Origin of the sequence: Flectobacillus roseus (assembly GCF_030056595.1) — a bacterium.
Classification (GTDB): Bacteria; Bacteroidota; Bacteroidia; order Cytophagales; family Spirosomataceae; genus Flectobacillus; species Flectobacillus roseus.
Genome location: NZ_JASHIF010000029.1, coordinates 40,420 through 66,353, shown reverse-complemented (window position 1 = coordinate 66,353; position 25,934 = coordinate 40,420). Strand labels below are relative to the sequence as shown.

Genomic DNA, 25,934 nt, shown 5'->3' with positions numbered 1-25,934 from the left:
AATCAATTTGCTCATAGAACAGGAAATCGGTGCCAAAATGCTTTGACACCGATTTATCGATTGAGAACGGCCATCCAAAACATGCTATGGTGCTACTTCGCACAACAAAATTCGGGATGGCTCATGTTTTTGTTTTCAACCATAATGCTCAAAATGAGCACTATGGTTTGGTGATATTTAGGTAAAGTCATACTGCTCAAAATGAGCATTATGGTTTGAAGATTTTTAAGTAAAGTCATACTACTCAAAATGAGCATTATGGTTTGAAGATTTTTCAGTAAAGTCATACTGCTCAAAATGAGCATTATGGTTTGAAGATTTTTCAGTAAAGTCATACTGCTCATTTTGAGCAGTATGGTTTGAGGATTTTTCGGTAAAGTCATATTGCTCAAAATGAGCAGTATGGTTTGAAGATTTTTAGATGAAGTCATACTGCTCATTTTGAGCATTATGGTTTGAAGATTTTTAGATGAAGTCATACTGCTCATTTTGAGCAGTATAGTCAATGATAAATGAGTGTAAAGGTAAAGTTGTTATTGTTGATAATGATGAAATATAATTTTGAATAAAGAGAGTATTCTAAAATAATCAAAATGTAAAATGAATATTAAGTAGAATATAATTTCTTTAAGAGAATTTATAAATTTTCATTTGGAGGTTGACATTTCATGGATTTTTTCACTTTTTTTACATAAATCCATGATTGAACCTTCAAAATAATCTCGTATGTCTTTAAAAGTTGCGATTTCTCACAAAACTAAGTATAAGTTTGATCGTAGCGTCAGCTTGTCTCCCCATATTTTTAGATTAAGACCTGCGCCGCATTCGCGAACTGCGATTGAAGGATATTCCTTGAAAATTACGCCCGAAGAGCATTTTATTAACTGGCAACAAGATCCATTTGGAAACTATCAAGCGAGGGTCGTCTTTCCTGAAAAAACAAAAGAGCTAAGTGTAGAGGTTGAGGTAATAGCTCGAATGGAGGTGATAAATCCTTTTGATTTCTTTGTAGAAGAATATGCCGAAAAATTCCCCTTCAGATACGATGATATCTTAGCAAAAGAATTGGTTCCTTATCTCGAAGCACGTGAATCAGGGTCATTATTGACTGATTTTTTGAGAGAGGTTGACCCTAAAGCTGATATTAATACGGTCGATTTTTTGGTATACGCCAATCAAAAAGTTTATGGGCATCTGGACTACAATATTAGAATGGAACCTGGTGTGCAGACTTGCGAAGACACATTAACCATCAAAAGTGGAAGCTGTCGAGATTCTGCTTGGTTATTGGTTCAGATTCTACGTCATAAAGGAATTGCTGCTCGATTTGTATCTGGCTATTTGGTTCAACTGACACCAGATGTAAAGTCCTTAGATGGACCTTCTGGACCAGAAGAAGACTTTACTGATTTACATGCGTGGGTAGAAGCATATATCCCCGGCGCAGGATGGATTGGACTAGACCCTACATCTGGATTGTTTGCAGGAGAAGGACATATCCCATTGAGTTGCACACCAGACTATGCGAGTGCTGCACCTGTTACTGGGGCTACTGATATTTGTGAAGTAACATTTGAGTTTGACAATAAAGTATTCCGTATTCACGAAGACCCACGAGTAACCAAACCTTACACTGAAGAGCAGTGGGAGAAAATCATGAAAGTTGGTAATATCGTGGAGAAAGATTTACAAGACGGTGACGTGCGTATGACTATGGGAGGAGAGCCAACGTTTGTTTCTATCGACGATTTTGAATCAGCAGAATGGAACTCTACAGCTGATGGACCACTCAAGCGCCAACTTGCCTATAATCTTGCTTTGCGCCTCAAAAATCGCTTTGCTCATGGTGGTTTACTACATTTTGGTCAAGGGAAATGGTATCCGGGTGAATTGTTCCCACGTTGGCAATATGCCCTTTACTGGAGGAAGGACGGACATACCATTTGGAAAAATGACGATCTTATAGCAAAGGAAGGACAAACAAATTATACTTTCCATGATGCTGAAAAGTTTGCCACAGAACTCACCAAATATCTTGGTATTCGTCCGAGCAATTTATGTCCTACTTTCGAAGACCCTATTTATTGGACTTTGGAGGAAGGTAAATTGCCTGTTAATGTAGACCCACTGGCAGTTAACTTGAAGGATTCGATTGAACGCCGTACCTTGGCAAAAGTCTTGGAAAAAGGATTGAACAATCCTGTAGGCTTTGCATTACCAATTCGATGGAATTGGAATACCAACACATGGACAAGTTGCGTATGGGAATTTAGAAGAGAGAATTGCTTTTTAATTCCGGGAAATTCTCCTGTGGGATTGAGATTACCATTAAACTCATTACCCGCGATTTCTAAATTTCAAAGAGAAGAACCTTTAGAGCGAAGTCCTTTTGAAGACCTACCTGCTTTGGGAGACTATAATGCCGTGGTAGAGTCTCGGTATGGCTCTGAAGCACCTGATTATGTCGCTCCATCTAAAAAAGCTCCAAAAATTAAGGATGACGAGAAAGTAAAGAAAGCGGATGAGTTGGAAGAAAAACCTTTGTTGTTTGAGGTAAATACTATTCAGACAACTTTGGTAATTGAAGAGAGAGAGGGAATACTCTATGCTTTCCTGCCTCCAACAGAATACCTAGAGCATTATTTAGATCTTATCGCTTCTATTGAGGCTACCGCAGAGAAACTTCAAATGCCTATTAGAATAGAAGGATATACCCCTCCATCTGACTATCGCTTGGAGAAGCTCGTAGTATCACCAGACCCTGGGGTAATTGAGGTAAATATTCATCCTTCAAAAAATTGGCAAGAGTTAGTTGACAATACCACGGCTTTGTATGAAGAAGCATTTCTGTCAAGATTAGGTACAGAAAAGTTTATGGTAGATGGGCGACATACGGGCACAGGAGGTGGTAATCACGTAACGATTGGAGGTGCTAAACCTGCAGATAGCCCGATTTTACGACGTCCTGATTTGTTGCGTAGTTTGGTTACTTACTGGCAGCACCATCCGGTGTTGAGCTATTTGTTTGCTGGTTCATTTATTGGCCCAACGAGTCAAGCACCACGTGTAGATGAAGGCCGCGATGAGCGTTTGTACGAACTCGAAATTGCGTTTGACCAAATTCCAGACGATGGCAATGTACCTTTCTGGATGGTAGATAGAATTTTCAGAAACCTTTTGGTAGATATTACAGGAAATACACACCGTACTGAATTTTGTATAGATAAGCTATATTCACCAGATTCATCGACAGGTCGTTTGGGAATTTTGGAGTTTCGAGCATTTGATATGCCACCGCATAAGCACATGAATTTAGTACAAAATTTACTAGTTCGTGCCTTGATTGCTAAGTTTTGGAAGCAACCATACAAGAAAAAACTAATTCGCTGGGGGACAGAGTTGCATGATAGATTTTTACTGCCTCACTTCGCCTATTTGGATATGATTGATGTAGTAAACGATTTGAAAGATGCAGGATATGATTTTGATATTTCGTGGTTTGATGCCTTTTTCGAATTCAGATTCCCTCACCATGGTGGGGTAACTGTCGATAATCTACAACTGGAGCTTCGTTTAGGAATCGAGCCTTGGCATGTACTTGGCGAAGAACTCTCAAATTCTGGTACCGCTCGTTTTGTGGACTCATCATTAGAAAAACTACAAGTTAAAGTTTCTGGATTTGTTCAGGATCGACATATTTTAGTTTGTAATGGATGTAGAGTGCCTTTACGCCCTACAGGTACTAAAGGCGAATATGTAGCTGGAATCAGATACAAAGCTTGGAATCCACCGTCGGCACTGCATCCTACGGTTGGTGTCGATGCCCCGCTGGTATTTGATATTGTGGATAGTTGGAATAACCGTGTGATTGGTGGTTGTACCTATTTTGTATCACATCCGGGTGGAAGAAGTTTTGATACCTATCCGATTAATAGCTACGAAGCTGAGTCGAGAAGGATTAGTCGTTTCTGGGGCTTTGGACATACCCCATCTACCTCTGAGACGGTTCCAGCTCCTGTGAGGTTCAATACAGCGCCATCACGATTTGTGGCTGAAAATAAGAAGGAAATGAAAATTGATACGCCTGTCGAGCTTATCAATGCTGAATATCCTACAACACTTGACTTAAGAAGATTCTGGAAAGCTAGATAGTTCAAGCTGTTGCTCTAGAAGTGTTAAGAAAAAGTATAAAAAGCTTAGCAGATTCTTAACTTATCATTTTGTAGGAAATAAGTAGGAAAAGGTTATTAGTTAACAGTATATTGGTTGTTTGAAGATATTCATAATCAAAAGGTTATAGTCAAATATTACCTCAGTTATACTATTAATTTAATCTTTCCTACTACTTAAGTAATAGTGCAAAATAAGATTTGATTTATGGGTTTTCGGGACAAGGCAACGGGTACAAGGCACAGAGTGTTAAAATGCTTTTTATTAACCTCAGCCATGCTTTTTTACAAAGCCCACCGCCGAAAGCCGATACCTGAAAGCCCAAAGCACAATCTTAAATTTTATTTTGCCCACTAACTTACCTGAACAAAACTTTTACAAGGATAGGTCATCTGATGTTTTTGATTCATCGGGATAGCCTATCCTTGTATTTTTTTCGTAAATACTTACATTTATACTTTTTAAGCTCATAAGATTTTGTGAGTTAAATAAATCGTAAATGATTTACCATTTTGCAGTCAATATTTTGAGTGCATGCTTATGAAAATATGATTACTGAAGTGAAAGATAGTTTACTCAAAGCGTACATCGGGGAAATAGAGTCTTACGACGAAATTCTGGACGCCAGTCAACAAGTAAAACCTTATTGGAAAAAGATGTTTGATACCCTCGAAAAGTTGGGTATGGAACAACTCGTGGTACGGAGTCAGGAATTAACTAATAAACTGCGTGAAAATGGAGTTACTTACAATGTGTATGGTAGTTCTGAGGTAAGTGCTAGACCATGGCAATTAGACCCTATTCCTTTTTTACTGGAAAAGTCAGAGTGGGATTTGATATCGGAAGGATTAAAGCAAAGAGCAGTAGTGTTGGATTTAATGCTGAAAGATATTTATGGACCTCAACGTTTGGTAAAAGAGGGTATATTACCTCCTGAGTTGATTTACGAAAATAGCGGTTTCTTTCGCCCTTGTATGGATGTGAAATTAGCTTCCGAAAAGCAACTACTCCTTTATGCTGTTGACGTAGCTCGTGGACCAGATGGTCGGATGTGGGTAGTCGACAATCGTACACAAGCGCCTTCGGGTTCGGGATATGCCTTGGAGAACCGCACGGTTATGAGTGCCATATTGCCTGAGTTGACAACTGGTATGACGGTTAACCGCCTGTCTCCATTTTTCAAAACTTTTCATAAGGAGGTTACTGCACTGACTGGAAAAAGCCGAGAACATCCAACAATTGTGTATTTGACCCCAGGGTCAGGTAATGAAACCTATTTCGAACACGCGTATTTAGCGTCGTATTTGGGCTATACTTTGGTTCATGGCGATGATTTGGTAGTTAGAGATGGTTTTGTGTGGTTGAGGTCAATAGATGGCTTAGAAAAGGTTGATGTGATAATTCGTCGAGTGGATGACGACTGGTGTGATCCGCTTGAATTGAGAGAGGATTCTCGTTTGGGAATTCCCGGCTTGTTGCAGGCTATGCGCTCAGGTAATGTTGCAGTTGTAAATACACCAGGAGCAGGGGTTCTTGAAAATAGTGGACTTCTAGCTTTTATGGCAGCGGCTTGTCGCTTTTTGCTGAAAGAGGAGCTGATATTGCCTTCTATCGCTACTTGGTGGTGTGGACATACACACGAGCTCAATTATGTGATTGAAAATTTGCCTCAACTTATCATCAAAAAAGCAAACCGTAAACAAGTATTTCGTTCGGTTTATGGTCGGTTGTTGACTCCAGAACAACGTACAGATTTAATTCAACAAATTTTGCTCGCGCCGCATGAATACGTTGCTCAAGAGGAGATTGGTCTTTCGACAACTCCAGCCTTAGTGAATGGAAAATTGGTGCCGAGGTTAGCGGCTCTTCGAGCGTATTTGGTCGCCAATGGAGACGATTATATGGTCATGCAAGGTGGGTTGACAAGAAGTTCTGCTGTACAGGGACGATTTGAGGTTTCACATCAACATGGTGGTTGCTCCAAAGATACTTGGATTGTGTCTGACACGGAGATAACGCAAAAGGAAATTAGAGTGGAGATGCCTAAGGAGTCTGTGCATCATCATACTTCGTTACCGAGTAGAAGTGCAGAGAATCTTTTTTGGGTTGGCCGTTACGCAGAGCGAACGATGTCGACTACAAAATATATCAAGTTGTTGATTAATGCTCTCCATGAAAGTGTCAAATTTGGTAATGCTTCAAAATCTGAACATATCGAAGTGTTGTTGAAGGGGCTAACGCATTTGACCTTAACCTATCCCGGTTTTTTGGATGAAGAGAAAACAGAATTGTTGATAAACCCTTATCCCGAAATACACAAGATTGTACATGATCTCAAAGTACTTGGCTCCGTAGCATCTAGCACAGAGGCATTTTTGAGAGGTGTGATTTCGGTGAGTGACAAATGGAATCATGATACATGGCGTGCTATTTACTCGATTGAGAATACCTTTAAAAAAATTAAAAGGCCTGATGATACCTTTTCCAATAGCAACACGATGCAAAAAGTATTGGATAAGCTTCATGCACGATTGTTTACTTTTTATGGTATTGTAGCCGACACCATGCCAAGGGATGGCGGATTTTATTTGTTCGAATCTGGAAAACTTATAGAAAGAATCCTCCTAAAAATCAGTACAATTCGTGCTTGTTTTAGTTTCAAAAATGATTCTCATATCGAGAACGAACTGATTGAGGCCGTTCTTATCAACCATCATTTACTGATTCATTATCGACAGCTTTACAAATCTAATTTTAATTTGGAAGCTATGCTCGATATGATTTTCTTGGAAACTAAGCTGCCTTATTCTTTAGCTTTCCAGTTGGATGAATTGGGGCGTTGTTTGTCGGAATTACCTAAGCCATCGCATACTGAACGCTTAAATTTAGCTCAGAAGGCTGTCCTTCAGGCTACCATGAAAATCAAACTTGCTGATGTGTCGCAAATGGTCATTTTTGAACAAGATACCTTGTACCGAGAAAACTTGGATGGCTTATTAGCAGAAGTCTTTGATTTAATTTTATCAGTAAATAACTCTTTGACAAATTTGTACTTTACTCATACTGAGATACAACATTCTTTTTTGAGTAGTACCGAAAATTCGAGTCAGAATGAAATATAACTTAATTCATAAAACTTCCTACAGATATCACGAAACAGTTAATAATTACCATAGTTTGGTATGCTTAAAACCGAAGGATTTGGAAGGGCAAGTTTGTGATAGTTTTAAATTAGAAATAACACCTTCTCCCAACGAAATTATAGAAAGAAAAGATTATTTTGGCAATACTGTACATTACTTTTCGATTCATGTTCCACATCAAGAATTGACCGTGCTGGCTGTCAGTAAAGTTCAGAGTTTACCCAAAGTTCAAATGAATATCTCGAGGATATCGGTTCAAGATTGTAAAAATATGCTTTGGAATAACCGTGAACTTAAAGTTGAACTTTTGCAATATATGACGCCAAGTCCTTTTATCAATTGGGATACTGAAATACTTGAATTTGCGCGTACTTGCTTACAAGATAATGTTGTACTTTATGAAGGAGTAATGCAGTTGTGCCATAAAATTTACAAAGAGTTCAAGTTTGTCTCAAATGCTACTTCCATTTATACGCCGATCAAAACGGTGTTAAAAGAACGAAGAGGTGTTTGTCAGGATTTTTCTCATTTAGCAATTTCTTGTCTAAGAAGTTTGGGATTGGCTGCGAGATATGTTAGTGGGTATATTGAGACATTGCCACCGTCTGGCCAACAGAAACTTCAGGGTTCGGATGCATCTCATGCGTGGATTTCGGTGTATATTCCAGAGATGGGATGGTGTGAGTTTGACCCAACCAATGACATGGTACCGCAAGAGCGTCATATTATTACGGCGTATGGACGCGATTACAGTGATGTAGCTCCATTGAAAGGTGTGATATTTAGTTCTGGGGGACACCAGTTGTCAGTTTCGGTAGACGTAATTCCCCTTTAGTAACCAAGAGATAAAGATTATAATTCAAGTAAAATAGTGATAGAAAGGATAGCTCATTTGAGTTATCCTTTTTTTGTATCTGTCGATATTTTCCCTTTATCTGACTAAAAAATACGATGATTTATATAAAATTTTAATCAAATAATAGTAATAATCCCTTTCTTTGTATCATAATAATTCAATAAGTACCTTATTCATTTTTATAATATGAAATATAAACATATACCATTATTTATTGCTACTCTGGCGTTATCGCTGGGTGTTCAAGCTCAGAAATATACAACCCAATCGAAAGGTGATTTTACGCTTATCCAAAACAAAGGAGGCGTCAAATTAGGTTATGCGCCGAGTTCGGGTGTAAAAATTCTAACCGTAGACGGCTGGGCTTTTAAGGATTTGAACAAAAATGGAAAGCTTGATAAATATGAAGACTGGCGTTTGCCAGTGGATGTACGCGCTAAAGATTTAGCGACTAAGATGTCAGTTGAGCAAATCGCTGGCTTGATGTTGTATTCTGGTCACCAGTCGTTACCTGCACGACCAATGGGTTATTTTTCTGGTACATATAATGGAAAGCCCTACAAAGAAGGTGAAACGGACCCTTCAGACATGACCGACCAGCAGAAATCGTTTTTGGAGAAAGACAATTTACGTCACGTATTGTTAACTACCGTAAAAAGCCCTGAAGTAGCTGCCAAATGGAATAATAAAATGCAGGCATTTGTCGAAAGTACTGCATTAGGTGTTCCTGCCAATAACAGCTCTGACCCTCGTCATGGCACTTTGGCAAGTGCTGAATACAACGCTGCGGCTGGTGGTACGATTTCGATGTGGCCAAGTTCATTAGGTTTAGCAGCCACCTTTAATCCAACAATCACACACCGTTTTGGTGAGGTGGCTTCAGCCGAGTATCGTGCATTGGGAATAGCTACGGCTTTATCTCCGCAAGTGGATATTGCAACAGAACCTCGTTGGAGTCGTGTGAGTGGAACTTTTGGTGAAAATCCTTACCTGAGTGCGGCGATGGCGCAGGCATATTCGGATGGTTTTCAGACCTCTTATGGCGATAGAGAAATTAAGGATGGTTGGGGTTTTGGAAGTGTAAATGCGATGGTAAAGCACTGGCCTGGGGGTGGTTCTGGTGAAGCGGGTCGCGATGCTCACTATGCTATTGGGAAATATGCGGTTTACCCGGGCAAAAATTATGCACAACATTTTATTCCTTTTACAGAAGGTGCGTTCAAACTAAAAGGTAAAACTAAGATGGCTTCGGCTGTAATGCCGTATTATACTATTTCGTGGGGTTTTGATACAAAAAATAATGAAAACGTGGGAAATAGCTATAACAAGTATATTATTACCGATTTGTTGAGAGATAAATATCAGTATGACGGGGTAGTTTGTACAGACTGGAGTATTACCCATGCTCACACGGTGATGGACAACTTTGTGGATGGAAAACCATGGGGCTTGGAAAAACTGACCGAAGCTGAATTGCATTATAAAGCATTGATGGCTGGTGTTGACCAATTTGGTGGTAATAATGATTCAAAGCCTATTATTGATGCTTATGCAATGGGTGTAAAAGAACGTGGGGAAACATGGATGCGTGCTCGTATGGAAAAATCGGCAGTGCGTTTGTTGCGTAATATTTTCCGTGTTGGTTTATTCGAAAATCCGTATTTGGATGTTCAAGAAACTGTGAAAGTAGTTGGTAATCCCACATTTATGCGTGAAGGCTTTGAGGCTCAAACTAGCTCGATCGTAATGCTCAAAAATAAGGGAAGTATCCTACCACTTCATTTGGGTAAAACAGTATATATTCCTAAGCGTTTCGTTGCCAAATCTCGTAACTTCCTAGGCATGGAAACTCCAGAGTCATTGGATTACCCTGTCAACTTGAATGTCGTTAAAAAGTATTTTAATGTGACAGATAATCCTAATGAGGCTGACTGTGCGATCGTGTTTGTCAATAACCCATCTTCAGGTATAGGCTATGATAAAGCTGATTTGGCGAAGGGTGGCAATGGCTATTTGCCGATCAGTCTACAGTTTAAAGAATATACTGCTACTGATGCTCGTGAGACAAGTATTGCAGGTGGAGATCCATTGGAAGCTTCAACGAATCGTTCTTACAAAGGCAAAAGTATAAAAGCTTCAAACTCCACAGATTTGGATATGATTTTGGAGACAAAAGCCAAAATGAAGGGAAAGCCTGTGATAGTTTCTGTTTCGATGGATAACCCTATGGTATTCAATGAATTTGAAAAGGAGGTAGAAGGGATCTTAGTTAATTTTAAAGTACAAGATCAAGCTATTTTTGAGATTATTTCTGGTAAAAAAGAACCATCAGCTTTGTTGCCGATTCAGATGCCAGCTAATATGAGTACTGTTGAAAAACAAGCTGAGGATGTTCCGCAAGATATGGAGTGTCATAAGGACTCTGAAGGAAATGTCTACGATTTTGGTTTTGGCTTAAATTGGAAAGGCGTTATCAAAGACGGACGTGTTAAGTTATATAAAAAATAGTATCAGAGGCTTCATTATTTGTAATTAAAAAGACAGGCGAAAAGAGTTCCTTTTCGCCTGTCTTTTTAATTACTTTTCTTAATAATTCTTTTGCAACGCCAATTCAGATAATTGACCATAAACCAAAAGTTTTTGAAAGCTGGGTTGCTGGTCTGTTTGTGATAATACCGAAAATAAATTTGCTGAATTATCACCAATAACCTAAACAATCCATATACTTCGTAGAAAGTAAAATCTACATTTTGTAGATTCATTCGCTCACAATAATACTTAATAACTTCTTTACGCGTTAACATTCCATTTAAGTGCGTGGGTTGTCTTCTAAACATTTTGAAAACAAAATCATCATCAGCTTGAATCCAATAAGCTAGACTATTGCCCAAATCCATCAATCCATCACCGACCGTTGCCATTTCCCAATCTAGTATACCAATTACCTCCAACTGCTCATCTGCGGAAAGCACTACATTATCAAAACGAAAATCGTTGTGAATAAAGCAGGTATATTCTTCACTAGGAATATTAGATTGCAACCACCGAATTACATATTCGCAGGAAGGTACATTCCATGTTTTGGCCTTTCGAAAACGTTCTACCCAACCTGTGATTTGTCTATTTGCATAGCCACTCCCTTTACCAAATTGCTGTAAATCCGTATTTTCTATTTTGATTTTATGTAAATCAATTAGTTTATCGATTACCCTTACACATAAGTTTTGCACCTTTTCAGGACTTAATTCTAATCCTTTAGGAAGATTTGCTCTAGGAATTATTCCTGATATTTTTTCCATGATATAAAACTCTCGACCTATTACCGCAGTATCGCTACAGTAAAGTTCTACTTTGGGAACGTATGGATAATGAGGAGTCAATACCGACATTATCTTAGATTCCCTTGCCATATCATGCGCTCCTTTGGCTTTTGTACCCTTCGGTGGACATCTCAGAATATATGCTTTTTCATTGATTGTAATCTGATAGGTTAAGTTAGACGCTCCACCGCTAAATTGCTTTAAGGAAATAGAGTGAATAACAATAGAGAATTCTTTTTCTAAATAGCTTTTCAATAGATCCAAATCCAATTGGTCTTCTGTTCGAACGTCCTTTGGAGTGTCAATTAAAATGTTTTCCATTCTCAGTCCATTTATGATTCACCGTACTTTTTCAATTCCAATTTAGCTACCACATTTCTATGAACTTCATCAGGGCCATCGGCCAATCTCAAAGTTCTTGCATATGCATATAGTCCTGCGAGAGGGGTATCATTGCTAAGACCTTTACCTCCAAATAGTTGCATTGCTTGATCTATGATTTTGCAGGCAATAGTAGGTGCAACTACTTTAATTTGTGATACCTCACTCAAGGCGCCCCTGATACCAAAAGTATCTAGTAAATAGGCCGTCTTCATAACTAGTAATCTTACCATATCAATTTCCATACGAGCATTGGCGATGATATCAGCATTTCCTCCAAGTTCAAGAAGTGTTTTGCCAAAGGCTTTTCGAGATTTTCCTCTTTCTATCATCAGTTGGAGTGCCCGCTCACTTGCACCAATTACACGCATACAATGATGGATTCGACCAGGCCCGAGACGTCCTTGTGCTATTTCAAATCCTTTTCCTAGTCCGCCAATAAGATTTGATTTTGGTACTTTTACGTTTTCGAAACTTACTTCCCCATGACCATACGGTGGGTCATAAGTGCCAAATACAGGCAACATTCTTTTGATGGTTACACCTTCAGTATCTAGTGGAATGAGTACCATAGAGTGCTGGGCGTGTTTGGCTGCTTCGGGATTTGATAAACCCATAAAAATAGCAATTTTACAATTAGGGTGTCCGATTCCTGTACTCCACCATTTGGTTCCATTGACTAATAAATAGTCGCCTTTGTCTTCAATTGTAGCCTTCATGTTGGTTGCATCGCTTGAGGCAACTTCTGGTTCGGTCATACAAAAAACAGAACGGATAGAGCCTTCCAAGAGTGGTTTGAGCCATTCTTCTTTTTGTTCTGTAGTACCATATTTCCAGAGTACTTCCATATTGCCTGTATCGGGAGCATTACAGTTAAAAACTTCTGGAGCTAATAATGAATATCCCATCGCTTCGGCAAGGGGTGCATATTCAACATTACTCAAGCCACTAATTTCTGGTAAGAAAAGATTCCACAATCCTTGAGATTTAGCTAAGGTTTTTAAGGACTCAATTTCTTCATCGAGAGACCATTCAGGAAAACTAGGATTTGAGATAAAGGGTTGTTCACGAAATTTTTCCTCAATAGGTAAAATGTGTTCATGGACGAAGTTCTCAACTTTTTGAATTAAGTCAAGGGTTTTTGGGGCATGGGAGAAGTTCATATATTTTTTTCAAAGTGAATTTTGAAAGAAATTTACAAAGAAAAGTTTAATATTTTCTTGAAATGAGAATAATCACTTTAGCATAGGCACAAAAAAAACTGACACCATAAATATTATAGTGCCAGTAACTACACCCAATTTTCTATAAAAACTATGATAATATGTTCTAGCTCAATGAGCTTTCAAAATCACAAGAATTACCTGTTGTACAGGAAAATAGGAATTTTATGTAAAAGTAATATATTACCGCAAATTTGACAACTAAATTAGGATAGTATTCAAATTATTCCAACGAGGATGAATATTTTTTTTATGCAATCGTTATCGGTAACGTTTTCGTCTTGATCACGTATGTATCAAATTTTTTAATATACTTAAAAGGATATCATGGGTATTATTTACTACATAAATTGATTAATTTTTACTCAGAATTATTATTCGGGAACTTAGGTAGGCAAAATTATTTGTGAATTCATTATTACCTAATCATCTTGATTTGACTTTTCTTGAGTTTTTGAGAAATACAAGCTATTGAAAAAATTAGTATCTTTCTGACAGTTTGGTTTGAGTTTGCCAACTCGGTAATTTTGATTGAATCCGATGAGATATTCACTTTTTAACGAACAACCTATTTGGTATTTAGATGTTTTTGCTGAATCTATCCTAGAGCGAGGTCGTGTGAGATTGCGCCCTTTGGATGGACAAACAGCTGATAGCGCACTTCGTATCGAGTGCAGCAGAAAACTTCGTCAAAAATATGGAGTTGGTACTGTTTTTAAATTAGATCTTAGACTGGTACGGCCTCACAATAAAAAACCGTATCTAATTTGTAGAAATAGAAAAGAACTCACTCGTGCACTTGAATATTTTGAAAGAAATAAGCGCGTGCAAATAGACCATCTGATAGGTACTCAACTCTCTCTATTTTAAGGAGTTTGACTAAAAAACAAAAGCGTCGAAGGCGCTGAGAATTGATTATTCTCTAAAACAGCCCACGACGCCTTACAATAAGCTACCTACGACGCCTTCAAAATGCTTGAAACAGGTACTTTTCGGCGCTCAATTAATCTTTTTACGGTAGTAGGGTGAAACAATTTTCCCTTCGAGGTCCTAAACCCTTTCGAATTTAGTTCATCTGCAATCTGTTGAAGGGTGTACAATCCTCGGTCGAATCTTTCAATTAAGGCCGAAGCCAAGCGATTGTTTAAATTTTTTAAGGCTTTTTGTTTTGTTGATGCGGCTCCCACGGCTCTTGATTCATTTGTAAAATTTTCAGGTTTACCTAATTTCACGCCCCGATTCTTCTTTGCCTGCAAGGCTGCTTTGGTTCGGATGCTAATCAGTTCACGTTCACGCTGCGCCAAACCTGCAAAAACTGCTAACGTGAAGGTATCCAAAACTCCGTTTTGGGTAGGAATGTCACAACTTACAAATTTCCCTCGAACTTTCTCTAAAATATCAAAAGTATCTTTTACGTCACGGCTAAGTCTATCCAATTTGGCAACTATCAAAAAAGCATCTTTATCATTCAAACAATCTGCAATTGCTGATTGAAGCATCGGGCGGTTGTCTATCTCTTTACCCGATTCAGCTTCGATGTACTCTTGTGCAACCTCAATCTTATCAAGGTTTGCATAATGATAAATGATGGCTCGCTGTGCTTCTAGTCCCAAGCCTGAGCGTTCTTGTCCTTTGGTCGAAACTCTCAGGTAGGCTATATACTTCTTCATATAACAGTTTAGAAAATTTTACAAGGCTACAATGCTCGTTATTGTCTTGTAAAAATAATAGAAAAATACATAAGTCCAAACGACCTCCAACCTTAAAGACAAAAAGTCTGACCAACTTGTGTGCTGATCAGACTTTCTGAAAAAAAATAAAACTGCAATGCTTAGATAATTTCGAGCGTTACAGGCATATTACCTCTGGTAGCATTTGAGTAAGGACATACCTCATGCGCTTTTTCCACCAATGCTTGTGCTACCTCTCTTTCTACGCCAGGAATATGTACTTTTAATGTTGTTGCTAGTCCAAAACCTCCAGCATCATTTTTACCGATAGCAACTTCAGCTGTTACAGTAGTTGTACCAGTAGTAATTTTTTGCATTCTGATCACAAGGTTCAGTGCACTATCAAAACATGCTGAATAGCCTGCCGCAAAAAGTTGTTCAGGATTTGTGAATGCTCCTCCTGTTCCTCCTAATTCTTTTGGCATTCTTACTTCCAAATCTAATACTCCGTCTGAAGATTTTACCTGTCCGTTGCGACCTCCCGTCGCTGTTGCAGACGCCTGATATAATGCTTGCATGATTGTATAATTTTGTTGCTCAATTAGCGTACTAATTCGAGCAATAGTTGATTTATAGATTTATATTAAAATTGTATTTTTCTGCTATCTAGTATTTGAAGTGGCATCCATTAGTTTATCTAATTGAGCTTTCAAATTGATAAACTCCTCCATCGTAAGTGCCAAGCATGAAGCTAGTTTGAAGGGGATATCTTTTGCTTCATTTTCAAGTTCAATACCCTTATTTGTTAGGCTTACAAATACGACTCTTTCGTCCGCTTTGTCACGTTGTCGATTTACTAAGCCATCTTGTTCCATACGCTTTAGTAGTGGCGTTAAAGTTCCACTATCGAGAAACAGCTTTTTTCCTAAATCTTTTACAGACAAATTTTTGTGTTCCCATAACACTAGCAACACGAGATATTGAGGATATGTCAAGTCTAGTGGTTCGAGCAGTGGTCTATACAAGGCAGTAATTTGCCTTGAAATAGCGTAAAATGGAAAACAAAGCTGGTTTTCTAACTTGAGCTGATTCATGTATTTATTTTTTTGTATAAAATTAAATTGTTTGCAATTTAATTGCAAGCTTTTTTATTAGAATTTTCTAAAAGATGCTAAAACAAAGCTCTGAAGCCCTATTTTTGTTTTTTCAAGAAATCGATAATTGTTGTAATATGAAATTTTTGGCAAAATATGGAGTAGATGGATTCATTCTTTCTTTGATTGGAGCGATTATTCTTGCTTATGTATATCCGCAACTGGGAGCAGTGACCCTTGATAAAGCATTGGGATTTGCAACAACTTATGGGGTGAGCATAACCTTCTTTTTATATGGTTTGAAACTAGATACCAAGCAGTTATTGGTTGGAATCAGTAATTGGAAATTACACACCTTGATTCAAAGTAGTACCTTTATCTTTTTTCCTGTACTAGCACTTTTGGTCAAACCTTGGTTCGATTCTATGGGGCAACCTGTTTTATGGTTGGCTATTTTCTACTTGGGAGCCTTGCCTTCGACAGTCTCATCTTCGGTCGTAATGGTTTCATTATCAGGTGGTAATGTGGTTTCTGCTATTTTTAATGCTACACTATCTAGTTTGTTGGGTATTGTGTTAACACCGTTATGGATGTCGCTATTTATGGGGCAAGTCAATAGCAATTTTGATTTGACAGATGTCCTTATGAAGTTGGTTTTACAAGTAATCGTACCTGTAATTATCGGAATGAGCTTAAATAAATTTGGGGGTGCTTGGGCACAAAAAAACAAAGTTGCCTTAAAGATGGTTGACCAAACTGTAATTATTTTGATTGTATATCAATCTTTCTGTGATTCATTTGACCACCATATATTTGCTACCTTACCAATAAGTAATATCATTTGGTTGTCTGTGGGAATGATTGTACTATTCCAAGTGGTATATCAATTGATTAAATGGTGTGCTCATCGACTTGGGTTTAACGAAGCAGATACCTCAACGGCGATATTTTGTGGTTCTAAAAAATCATTGGTGCATGGTACAGTGATGAGTAAAGTGCTGTTTGGAGCAGGTGCAGAAGTTGGTATTTATTTGCTGCCTATTATGATTTATCATGCCGGACAGCTTATAGGTGCAAGTTATCTGGCTAGTAAGCGCGGCGAAAAAATGGCACAACAATCTAATCATTAATTGGTGCTTAGACATATAGCCCACAAAGCTGTAATGGTCTGTGAAACATGCTGTTGGATGGTCAAATCTTCAGATAGTGATTCTAGGGCACGATAGACTAGGGCTCTCGCTGACTTTACTTTGGTCATAGCCATAATCTGGGCAATTTCTTCATAGCTTAGTCCTTCAAAAAAGTATAAAGCAATAGCTTCTCGTTGTTTTTCGGGAAGCTTTGCACATGCTTCTTTTATGATCTGACTGGTATCTGCTGAAAATATCTGATTAAACAAGTCATTTCCATCCGAAATATTAAGTTCAAAACCGCCTTCTAATCCTACAAAAGCAAATTGTTTTTGTTGCCTTTCTTGTACCCTCATCAATTTGCGTTTCAAACTCGCATACAAGTAAAACTTAATCGAGGTTGTATCTCCTAGACGCCCTCTTGATTGAATCATTTCGCAAAATAAATCCTGAATTGCATCCTTCACTTGGTCTGCTTCAGCACAAAACTGTCTGCCATAATTATATAGCTTTGGGGCATAATGATAGTAGATAAAACTTAAAGCTTCATCGTTCCCATCTTTAAATGCTTTCCAAATTTGCTCTTCGGAGAGATGTTTCATGGCTGTTTAATTAAAGTATATGGCTTGTTAATTCATTTGGGCAACGTATATGTGTCAGACATACACAATTATTACTAAATAAAAAGGGAATAGTTCATTCCTGAAGTCAAATGTAGGATATTTTTTGATTTACTACTCAATAAAATGCAAAAAAAAATTTATAAAGTTATTAAATAGAAAGTATTTGATAATTTTTATTGATAATGTAAATGTTTCATTATCAGAATGTTAAATGGTAAAAATTTTATTTTTCTAAAAAAAGTAAAATTTTTTCTTCGATTACTATGGTCATTCCTTGAGTTTTTGTCTTTCTGTATTTGAAAGAACTAAACTATGGAATCGAATCAACCCAATATAGAGCAATTTCTGAGTAACTCTTCATTTGTAAAATGGGTAAAAGAGCCAGATGATGTTTCAAACGAGTTTTGGAACAATTGGCTTTTAAATAATCCTGACAAAAAAGAGACGTTTGACCTTGCCAAAAGCATTATTCAAAATCTTGCTTACAAGCATCAGTATCATTTAGACAAACAAGAACTTGATGCGATGTTTGAGAGTATCAAATCGACTGTTGCTCAAAACTCAGAGGCAGAAAAACAACAAGCTATTTCAATTTTTAAGAATAGTCTTAAAAGGTTTTGGTGGGTGGCAGCTTCTGTGGTTATTGGTATTACCTATTCATTACAAACAGAATTTGCCAAAGAGCGTTTGATGACTTCTGTTTTGACCATGGGGAATAAGCAATTTTATGGAGCTAATCTAGGAGAAAGAATAAAGGTAATTCTTCCAGATGGTTCAATTGTAACACTTCAGGGAGGAAGTTCAATTTCGTATAATACTGACTTTCAGGATTCTATCAGAAAAGTTGACTTGAATGGTCAGGCTTTTTTTGAGGTTGTGAAAAATCCACAAAAACCGTTTGTGGTAGAATCAAAACATTTGAGAACTAGAGTTTTGGGAACAAGTTTTTCGGTAAATGATTTTGAAAAGGACGTTACTGGCAAAGTTGCAGTAAGAACAGGAAAAGTAAGTATGAGTGTAGTTGAAAACCATCAATCCGAAATACTTACTCCTAGTAAAATGGGAGTCTGGCATGAAGCTCAAAAGCAGATTGAAGTTAGTTCGTTTGACCTGAAATCTGAGCTCGCTTGGAAAGATAACATATTGTACTTTTCTAAGGAGGATATGCCAAGTGTTTTATCCAAAATTGAAGCTTGGTATGGGGTAAAAATTACAGTTGATTCATCCCTAAAATTGAAAGGAAGATACAGTGGTGAGTTTTATGACGAGTCTCTCGAAAATGTTCTGACTGGTGTTGGGTTTACTTCAGGCTTTGATTTTGAAATCAATGGAAAAGAAGTAAGAATCACACCAAACCACTAGGCTGTTTGCCCAATATTATTATTAATCATAGTCATATTTTACGCTAACATATCTAAACATTAATTATGAATTCTTTGCTTCAAAACTCCAGCTAACCAAACAAAAAAAAGCCGACTATGTGTCGGCTCCTTGATTGAGTTCTGAGCTATCTAAAAGATTGGCGTCTGTGCGATAGAGCAGAACTAGGAATTTTAATTATTTCAATCATCAAAATCCCAATCAAATATATGAAAATCCTTCGACCCAAGTCGCTTCTCCAGTTAAAAAAACGATTTACGACTATGTTAATGCTCCTCATGAGTATTTTACAAATTAATATTTTAGGCATTTTTGGAGCACAAGCCAAAAGTGTCGAGAATACTCGTCTGAACATGAAAGTAGAAAAAGCTACGATTGTTCAGGTATTTAAAGAAATCGAAAAGCAAACGCAATTTCATTTTTCATACAATGATGCTTACCTCAATGAGCAGGTGAAAGTTACATTGAACGTGCAAAATAAGAGGCTTTCGGAAGTTCTTAATTTCTTGACGAAAGAAGTCAATCTTCAATTTAAGCAAGTGCGCGGCAATATTCACGTCTTGAATACAGCTAATACCGACCGAAATTATAACCCAAACGTTCAGTCAAACGCTATTCTAGAAGATATTATAGTTTCTGGCGCAGTATTACACGTATCTGGTCGAGTGACAAGCCGTGAAGATAATCAGCCAGTGGCTGGAGCTACCATTCGTATTAAAGGAACAAATAAAGGAACAGTAGCCGATGCACAAGGAAATTACAAAATTGAGGTAGAAGATGCCAATGCTGTTATTGAAATATCTTCGGTTGGCTTCTTAAAACAGGAAATTCGTGTGGGTGGTCGTAGCACCATCAACGTAGAATTGACGGCTGACATCGCTAAACTTGATGAGGTGGTTGTGGTTGGTTATGGTACGCAAAAAGTAAAAGATTTGACAGGTTCGGTGGGTATTGTCAAAATGGAAGATGCCAAGAAAACAGCCACTTATGACGTTGCCAAAATGCTCCAAGGTCAAGTAGCTGGTGTCACAGTGCATGGTTCTGGCGAGCCAGGTGGATTTGTAAGTATCAAAATTCGAGGTATTAGTTCTTTCAATAACAACAGTCCATTGTTTGTGATTGATGGAGTTCCTGTAGATGCACCGTTTGATTTTTCTCCAGACGATATTGAGAGTGTTCAGGTTTTGAAGGATGCCTCTGCTGGTGCTATTTACGGTGCTCGTGCAGCCACTGGGGTTGTGATTATAACTACCAAAAAAGGTAAAGTAGGACCTCTGAAAGTGGATTATTCAGGTTATGCGGGTGTACAAGAAATAGCGAAGCGCATTCCTGTAACCAACCGCGTTGGTTATCAGAATATCACAAGTGCGGCCGAATTGAATGCTGGTTTGTTGGTAGCGCCTGCCAACGACCCGAGAAGTCCATCATACATTAGCAAAGTAGATACGGATTGGCAAAAAGAAGGTTTTAAAACTGGTAAAATTACCGACCATAATCTCAACTTCTCAGGAGGGACTGAGGCTTTGAGAGGAAGTGTTTCGGTAGGTTATTTCGATCAAAGCAGTACCTATACTGGTCCACAAAACTATAAGCGTTATAGCTTGAATGGTAATTTGACAGGTAAAAAAGGTATTTTCTCATTTGGGGCAAAGTTTGCTTACACACAGTCGCATAAGGTAAATAATGCCAATACTAGAGAACACGCCGTTTTTGGAGGGAGTGTAACTAGTTTATTGACGGCCATTCCGACAATGCCTGTGTACGACCCTAATCGTTTGGGTGGTTATGGCGGTAGCGATAACAATACCCAACGAGCGATTACTTTGAACGTAGTAGGCATGAATGCTTTATTGAAAAGTACAGGAGACCGTAATCGTATTTTAGGAAATTTCTGGGGTGAGTTGGAATTGGCGAAAAACTTAAAATACAGATTAAGTGTTAGTTACGACCGTACAGATTGGAAAGACTTCTTCTTTGAACCAAAATATGATTTAGGTTTTTACTACCTTACTCCATTGGCGTTTTTATCTCAAACACGTGGTGGGGCTAATACTTTCTTGATTGAAAATACTGCAACGTATCTGAAAGAAATTGGTAAACATAAGATTGATGTGTTGGCAGGTATTACACACCAAAAAGATGAGTGGGCGTCTATGACTGGTACGGCTTTAGGACTTACTGAGCCTTATTTCTTGACACTAAGTTCTGGATTAGAGGCTTCAGGAGGTCGTGGTATTAGCGAATACCAGTGGAATGCAGCTCTTCAATCCTATTTGGGTCGTGTGAACTACAACTATGGTGATAGATACCTATTGACTTTCAATTTCCGTCGTGATGGCTCTTCAAGATTTAGTCCATCAAATCGTTTCGGTAATTTCATGTCATTGGCCGCAGCTTGGAATGTACACAATGATATTCAGTTGCCAGAATTTATCAATAGCATGAAAGTAAGAGGTGGTTTTGGAGAATTAGGTAATCAGTCTATTGGTCAATATCTCTATGATACCTATATCAACACTAATGCGAATTATGTGTTCAACAATGCTTTGGCTCCAGGTGCTACTCGTACACAAGTGGTTGATCCATCGATTAAATGGGAATCGAAAAGAACCACCAACGTGGCGGTTGATTTTGGTTTCTTGAATGATAAAATCTCATTTACTGCTGAATATTTTGATAACCGTGCCTACGATATGTTGGTGGGTATTCCTATTCCTGCTTCGGTGGGTTCTACCAATGCTAGTGTTACAACAAATATTGCTTCGGTTAGCAACTCTGGGGTTGAATTAACGGCAACTTATCGTAAAAAAACAGGAGATTTTAAGTATGAAATTTCTGCCAATGCACATACGCTCAACAATAAGGTGTTGGCCTTGGGAGGAAACAACGAGCCAATTTATGGTGCAGCGAGTAAAACAGAAGTCGGACATTCTGTAGGGGAGATTTATGGATATATTACAGAAGGTATTTTCCAAAATGCTGATGATGTAAAAAATCATGCTACTCAATTGAATGCTGCCCCTGGTGATATTAAGTTTAAAGACCTCAATGGTGACGGCAAAATCACAGCCGAGGGAGACCGTACTTATTTGGGCTCATCTATTCCAAACTTTTATTATGGTTTGAACTTTGGTGCATCATACAAAAACTTTGACTTATCATTTTTTATGCAAGGGCAGGCGGGGAATAAGGTTTACAATGGTGTATATCGTGATTTAATGGCTCAACAATATGGTAATCATCACGTAGACGCTCTTAATTATTGGACTCCAACTAATACCAATACCAATGTGCCTCGTCCAGTCATTGGAGACCCGAATGCGAATACTCGTGATTCAGACAGGTTTGTAGAAAGTGGAGCTTATTTGCGTATGCAAAATGCGCAAATTGGATACAACGTTCCTCAAAGTATTTTGAACAAAATTAAAGGTGTAAGTAAAATCAGAATCTATGCATCTGGACAGAACATTTTCTTGATTTCTGGCTATCGTGGCTACGACCCAGACTTTGCAAGTGATGGTTTATTGAGTAGAGGTTTAGATTATGGATCATATCCTAATCCTCGTACCGTTATGCTTGGTCTGCAAGTAGGTTTCTAATTTGATAGGGACAGTTGAACGTGCCATTTTAAGAGCATTATATGTCTGTGAGTTACTTTACAAAATCGTTTAATTTTAGATTTTCCATGAATAAAAAATATATAATAGCCTACGTAGCAGCCATGATGTTGGCTACGGGCTGTGAAAAGGACTTGGAGCAAACAAACCCCAACCAGCAAACTTCGGCTACTTTTTGGCAGTCACAAGATGATGCTATAAAGGGAGTGAATGCTGCTTACCAAACCCTTATAATCGACGGCGGGTATATGCGTAGTACCCCTTTATTGCTCGATACGCGTGGCGATGATATTAAGAGTAATAGCCCTTGGGATCAAATGTACAATTCAGGAAAGTTTGCCTTGAATACGGGTAATGATGCGATCTATGGTTGGGCGTTTGGTGCGTATTATGAAGGTATTTCTAAGGCCAATCAAGTGTTGGATTTCGTGCCAAAAATTGCGATGGATCAAGCAGTTAAAGATCGTATTTTGGGACAGGCTTATTTCTTACGAGGACTTTATTTTTACCATTTAGTCAATTTGTTTGGTAACGTGATGCTGCCAACTACTTCAGTAAAGAGCACCGCAAATTTTTATGTTAAACAATCTACCGCAGAGGAAGGTTGGGCACAAGTAATTTCTGACTTAAAAAAGGCCTCTGAATTGCTTCCTGTTAGCTATGATAATGTGGCTGGGCCCGATAAAGGTCAAACAGGTCGTGCGACCAAAGGAGCAGCTTTAGGGTTTTTAGGAAAAGCTTATTTGTTTACTAAAAAATATACCGAGGCCGCTACACAGTTCAAGGCAGTTATCGATTTGGGCGTATACGATTTGATGCCAAATTATCGAGATAATTTTACAGAAGTTGCCGAAAATAATAAAGAATCATTGTTTGAAGTTCAATTTTCTCGTGATGCTGGCGGTAAAGATATGAACTGGGGTGGCGAGCCTGCTCCTGGCTGGGGGGCAGTTTCGGGTCGTGCCATTACTTATGGCCCACGTGGTTTTGGCTGGACAGATGTGCAACCTACTCGCTCTGTATTTAACGAGTTTTTAGTAGAAAAAACTGCCGCAGGAAAAGATGACCCTCGTTTGGAGGCAACGATTTTCTATAACAAACCGGGTGGCATGAAATTGTATGGAAAAGACTTTGCTACTTTTTATACAAACCCCAATGACTTGAATGATTTGTTCTGTCGCAAGTATGAAAATGATGAAACCAAAGCCGATGAGTTTGACTGGCGTTCTGGCATCAATGAACGTTTGTTACGTTATTCTGATATTTTGTTGATGTATGCTGAATGTTTGAATGAAACAGGACAAACCGCACAAGCTTATCAGTACATACAACGAGTTCGTTCGCGCGTAGGGTTACCAAATTTAGCAACCACAAAACCTAATATGACTGTTGCACAAATGCGAGATCAATTAGCTCATGAAAGACTTTTGGAGTTTTGCTTGGAAGGTCACCGTTTTGATGATATTCGTCGTTGGGGTTGGCTACAAGATGCCACAAAGCTAGCAGAATTGAAGCTTCGTGACCCTGAGTTTAACACTTATCAAGCAGGTAGAGAGTTTTATCCAATTCCGCAACGCGAGATAAATACGAATCCAGGCGTTAAGCAAAATGCTGGTTATTAGGGTTTTACCAAAACTCTAATTATTGCACAAATATCAATAAGCTATAGGCAGTAGACAAAGTAAGAGTTTCTTAAAAATTACTTATTTTGATTATTGTCTATGGCTTACTCTTCTAAAATTTAGGACTTATCTCTAAACCTAAAAAATATTTGATGTCTCCCTTTCAATCATCAATACGGTATCTCAATCTGTAGACTTATGCTTTTTTCAACAAAAAAATACTTTTTTATACTTCTAATATTGATCATGTTAGGACTTGGGTCTTGCTCGAAAAGTGCCGTAGACCCCACCCCAACCCCTACGCCTAATCCCAGCCCAACGGCACCAGCTTTTGATATAAACTCTATCAAAGACTCTTATGCAGACGTGGCTGCTGCGAGTAATTATTTGCGTTGGGGACCCTACAACGTACATGACCCATCAATTATCAAGGAAGGCGATACCTATTATTGCTATAATACTGACGTAGCTTACGGAACAGATATTCGCCCGGGAATTCAGATTCGCCAGTCAAAAGACTTGATAGAATGGAAGTTTTATGGTTGGGTATTTGATGGTTTGCCAACATTAGGGGCAAACTTTATCAAGCAAAAAGGCATTCAACCTTTTAATTCTTTGTGGGCGCCATACATAATGAAAGTAGGGAATGAATTTCGTTTGTATTATTCACTTTCCTCTGGAGACCCTCGTTTAAGTGTGATTGGATTGGCTACCGCCAGCTCGCCCTTGGGACCATGGAAAGAGCAAGGTTTGGTAGTGACGTCTCAAAATGACAATACTCGCCAAACCAATGCAATTGACCCAACAGTGGTGGTTACGCCAACAGGTGAACATTATTTTTATTATGGCTCTGCTTGGGATGGTATTTATATGTTGAAACTAAATCCTGCCACAGGTTTACCACTCGTTGCAGGTGATAAAGGTAAACGAATTGCGAATCGTGGTTTTACCAATGGGCAATACAATGGCAATATCGAAGGCCCAGAAATAATTTATAATAAAGAACTCAAAAAGTATTTTCTATTTATTTCTTATGACTGGTTAGCGACAAAATATAATGTTCGAGTAGGGCGATCAGACTCTCCCGAAGGACCTTTTTATGATTTTGAAGGACGTAACCTAAATGAAGATATCGACCATGGTCCGATGATATTGGCGCCTTATCAGTTTGCAGGTCATGCGGGCTGGCAAGGAGTGGCACATTGTAGTGTTTTCGAAAATGCTGGACAGTATTATATGGCACATCAGGGTCGCCCGGGACAGGATATTAATTTTATGATTTTACATGTCCGTAAAATCTTTTGGACAAAAGATGGTTGGCCAGTGGTTTCACCTGAGCGCTATGCAGGAGAATTTACGACTACTATTACGAAAGAAAATTTGGTAGGTAATTGGGAGCAAATTATCCTTGGATATAGAGTAGTACCAGGTTATGATAAAGAACAAAACTCTCCTGATTTTCAAGTAGCTACTACTATTTCATTGGATGCCAATGGTGGTATTAATGGAAGTACAGCCAATATATGGTCATATTCAGCGCCTTGGCTTACTATGAAATGGAGTAATGGTTTTACCGACGAAGTATTGGTTGAAAGAGGTCGCGATTGGGAAAATAAAAAGGAAACTATTCTTTTTTCTGGTTTGAATAATAAAGGGACCGCTATCTGGGGAAAGAAGAAATAACCTTCAGAGAAGCTACATGCCA

Annotated in this window: 17 protein-coding genes; 10 read left to right on the top strand and 7 right to left on the bottom strand. The window is 38.3% G+C overall.

Features of this window, described 5'->3' with window-relative positions; all coding sequences use genetic code 11:
• Positions 1–92: 92 nt before the first annotated feature.
• The gene (locus tag QM524_RS24730) at positions 93–479 is read right to left on the bottom strand and encodes a hypothetical protein (RefSeq protein WP_283346704.1); all 387 of its coding nucleotides are present in this window, start codon (positions 477–479) and stop codon (positions 93–95) included.
• Between the two features lie 247 nt (positions 480–726).
• On the opposite strand from QM524_RS24730, the gene QM524_RS24725 reads away from it, so the two are divergent.
• The 4 genes from QM524_RS24725 (at position 727) to QM524_RS24710 (ending at position 10,677) form a co-directional block, all read left to right on the top strand.
• The gene (locus QM524_RS24725; protein WP_283346703.1) at positions 727–4,152 is read left to right on the top strand and encodes a transglutaminase family protein; all 3,426 of its coding nucleotides are present in this window, start codon (positions 727–729) and stop codon (positions 4,150–4,152) included.
• 566 nt (positions 4,153–4,718) lie between these two features.
• The gene (locus tag QM524_RS24720; RefSeq protein ID WP_283346702.1) at positions 4,719–7,292 is read left to right on the top strand and encodes a circularly permuted type 2 ATP-grasp protein; all 2,574 of its coding nucleotides are present in this window, start codon (positions 4,719–4,721) and stop codon (positions 7,290–7,292) included.
• Positions 7,282–8,148, top strand: coding sequence for a transglutaminase family protein (locus tag QM524_RS24715; protein ID WP_283346701.1), 867 nt, complete (start codon positions 7,282–7,284; stop codon positions 8,146–8,148). The genes QM524_RS24720 and QM524_RS24715 overlap by 11 nt, the downstream gene beginning before the upstream one ends.
• 207 nt (positions 8,149–8,355) lie before the next feature.
• The gene (locus QM524_RS24710; RefSeq protein WP_283346700.1) at positions 8,356–10,677 is read left to right on the top strand and encodes a glycoside hydrolase family 3 protein; all 2,322 of its coding nucleotides are present in this window, start codon (positions 8,356–8,358) and stop codon (positions 10,675–10,677) included.
• A 65-nt stretch (positions 10,678–10,742) separates the two neighbouring features.
• Here QM524_RS24710 and QM524_RS24705 read toward each other — a convergent pair whose 3' ends face one another.
• Together QM524_RS24705 and QM524_RS24700 are read right to left on the bottom strand one after the other, a co-directional pair.
• The gene (locus QM524_RS24705) at positions 10,743–11,810 is read right to left on the bottom strand and encodes a phosphotransferase family protein (protein ID WP_283346699.1); all 1,068 of its coding nucleotides are present in this window, start codon (positions 11,808–11,810) and stop codon (positions 10,743–10,745) included.
• A gap of 11 nt (positions 11,811–11,821) precedes the next feature.
• A complete protein-coding gene (locus QM524_RS24700) occupies positions 11,822–13,033 on the bottom strand; it encodes an acyl-CoA dehydrogenase family protein (RefSeq protein ID WP_283346698.1) in 1,212 nt (403 codons plus the stop codon).
• 600 nt (positions 13,034–13,633) lie between these two features.
• On the opposite strand from QM524_RS24700, the gene QM524_RS24695 reads away from it, so the two are divergent.
• Positions 13,634–13,963, top strand: a complete 330-nt coding sequence (locus tag QM524_RS24695) for a hypothetical protein (protein WP_095168338.1) — start codon at positions 13,634–13,636, stop codon at positions 13,961–13,963.
• 86 nt (positions 13,964–14,049) lie between these two features.
• Here QM524_RS24695 and QM524_RS24690 read toward each other — a convergent pair whose 3' ends face one another.
• The 3 genes from QM524_RS24690 to QM524_RS24680 all read right to left on the bottom strand — a co-directional run bounded on the left by QM524_RS24690 (position 14,050) and on the right by QM524_RS24680 (position 15,857).
• Positions 14,050–14,763 carry a recombinase family protein gene (locus QM524_RS24690; protein ID WP_095168336.1) on the bottom strand — a complete coding sequence of 238 codons (714 nt, stop codon included), beginning with the start codon at positions 14,761–14,763 and terminating at the stop codon, positions 14,050–14,052.
• A 161-nt stretch (positions 14,764–14,924) separates the two neighbouring features.
• Positions 14,925–15,341, bottom strand: a complete 417-nt coding sequence (locus tag QM524_RS24685) for an organic hydroperoxide resistance protein (RefSeq protein ID WP_095168334.1) — start codon at positions 15,339–15,341, stop codon at positions 14,925–14,927.
• A gap of 84 nt (positions 15,342–15,425) precedes the next feature.
• Entirely contained in the window at positions 15,426–15,857 is a 432-nt protein-coding gene (locus tag QM524_RS24680; RefSeq protein ID WP_283346697.1) for a MarR family winged helix-turn-helix transcriptional regulator, read from the bottom strand.
• 74 nt (positions 15,858–15,931) lie between these two features.
• On the opposite strand from QM524_RS24680, the gene QM524_RS24675 reads away from it, so the two are divergent.
• Complete coding sequence (locus tag QM524_RS24675) at positions 15,932–16,987, top strand: bile acid:sodium symporter family protein (protein WP_283346696.1); 1,056 nt, start codon at positions 15,932–15,934, stop codon at positions 16,985–16,987.
• On the opposite strand, the gene QM524_RS24670 is transcribed toward QM524_RS24675, so the two are convergent.
• On the bottom strand, positions 16,984–17,589 hold the full coding sequence (locus QM524_RS24670; RefSeq protein WP_095168328.1) for an RNA polymerase sigma factor: 606 nt from the start codon (positions 17,587–17,589) through the stop codon (positions 16,984–16,986). The genes QM524_RS24675 and QM524_RS24670 overlap by 4 nt on opposite strands.
• 333 nt (positions 17,590–17,922) lie before the next feature.
• On the opposite strand from QM524_RS24670, the gene QM524_RS24665 reads away from it, so the two are divergent.
• The 4 genes from QM524_RS24665 to QM524_RS24650 all read left to right on the top strand — a co-directional run bounded on the left by QM524_RS24665 (position 17,923) and on the right by QM524_RS24650 (position 25,912).
• The gene (locus QM524_RS24665) at positions 17,923–18,972 is read left to right on the top strand and encodes a FecR family protein (RefSeq protein ID WP_283346695.1); all 1,050 of its coding nucleotides are present in this window, start codon (positions 17,923–17,925) and stop codon (positions 18,970–18,972) included.
• Positions 18,973–19,199: 227 nt separating this feature from the next.
• Positions 19,200–22,589: a SusC/RagA family TonB-linked outer membrane protein gene (locus QM524_RS24660; protein WP_283346694.1), complete on the top strand. Its 3,390-nt coding sequence runs from the start codon at positions 19,200–19,202 to the stop codon at positions 22,587–22,589.
• 86 nt (positions 22,590–22,675) lie between these two features.
• Positions 22,676–24,229 carry a RagB/SusD family nutrient uptake outer membrane protein gene (locus tag QM524_RS24655; RefSeq protein WP_283346693.1) on the top strand — a complete coding sequence of 518 codons (1,554 nt, stop codon included), beginning with the start codon at positions 22,676–22,678 and terminating at the stop codon, positions 24,227–24,229.
• Between the two features lie 246 nt (positions 24,230–24,475).
• Positions 24,476–25,912 (top strand): arabinan endo-1,5-alpha-L-arabinosidase, encoded by a 1,437-nt coding sequence (locus QM524_RS24650; protein WP_283346692.1) that lies wholly within the window; start codon positions 24,476–24,478, stop codon positions 25,910–25,912.
• The last annotated feature ends 22 nt before the right edge of the window (positions 25,913–25,934 follow it).

What these genes read in the sequence shown, in the direction of transcription:
- QM524_RS24730 (WP_283346704.1), bottom strand. Translation starts at nt 479, where the DNA reads ATGACTTCATCTAAAAATCTTCAAACCATAATGCTCAAAATGAGCAGT.
- QM524_RS24700 (WP_283346698.1), bottom strand. Translation starts at nt 13,033, where the DNA reads ATGAACTTCTCCCATGCCCCAAAAACCCTTGACTTAATTCAAAAAGTT.
- QM524_RS24675 (WP_283346696.1), top strand. Translation starts at nt 15,932, where the DNA reads ATGCTAAAACAAAGCTCTGAAGCCCTATTTTTGTTTTTTCAAGAAATC.
- QM524_RS24650 (WP_283346692.1), top strand. Translation starts at nt 24,476, where the DNA reads ATGTTAGGACTTGGGTCTTGCTCGAAAAGTGCCGTAGACCCCACCCCA.
- QM524_RS24660 (WP_283346694.1), top strand. Translation starts at nt 19,200, where the DNA reads ATGAAAATCCTTCGACCCAAGTCGCTTCTCCAGTTAAAAAAACGATTT.
- QM524_RS24690 (WP_095168336.1), bottom strand. Translation starts at nt 14,763, where the DNA reads ATGAAGAAGTATATAGCCTACCTGAGAGTTTCGACCAAAGGACAAGAA.
- QM524_RS24720 (WP_283346702.1), top strand. Translation starts at nt 4,719, where the DNA reads ATGATTACTGAAGTGAAAGATAGTTTACTCAAAGCGTACATCGGGGAA.
- QM524_RS24725 (WP_283346703.1), top strand. Translation starts at nt 727, where the DNA reads ATGTCTTTAAAAGTTGCGATTTCTCACAAAACTAAGTATAAGTTTGAT.
- QM524_RS24710 (WP_283346700.1), top strand. Translation starts at nt 8,356, where the DNA reads ATGAAATATAAACATATACCATTATTTATTGCTACTCTGGCGTTATCG.
- QM524_RS24680 (WP_283346697.1), bottom strand. Translation starts at nt 15,857, where the DNA reads ATGAATCAGCTCAAGTTAGAAAACCAGCTTTGTTTTCCATTTTACGCT.
- QM524_RS24695 (WP_095168338.1), top strand. Translation starts at nt 13,634, where the DNA reads ATGAGATATTCACTTTTTAACGAACAACCTATTTGGTATTTAGATGTT.
- QM524_RS24705 (WP_283346699.1), bottom strand. Translation starts at nt 11,810, where the DNA reads ATGGAAAACATTTTAATTGACACTCCAAAGGACGTTCGAACAGAAGAC.
- QM524_RS24665 (WP_283346695.1), top strand. Translation starts at nt 17,923, where the DNA reads ATGGAATCGAATCAACCCAATATAGAGCAATTTCTGAGTAACTCTTCA.
- QM524_RS24685 (WP_095168334.1), bottom strand. Translation starts at nt 15,341, where the DNA reads ATGCAAGCATTATATCAGGCGTCTGCAACAGCGACGGGAGGTCGCAAC.
- QM524_RS24670 (WP_095168328.1), bottom strand. Translation starts at nt 17,589, where the DNA reads ATGAAACATCTCTCCGAAGAGCAAATTTGGAAAGCATTTAAAGATGGG.
- QM524_RS24715 (WP_283346701.1), top strand. Translation starts at nt 7,282, where the DNA reads ATGAAATATAACTTAATTCATAAAACTTCCTACAGATATCACGAAACA.
- QM524_RS24655 (WP_283346693.1), top strand. Translation starts at nt 22,676, where the DNA reads ATGAATAAAAAATATATAATAGCCTACGTAGCAGCCATGATGTTGGCT.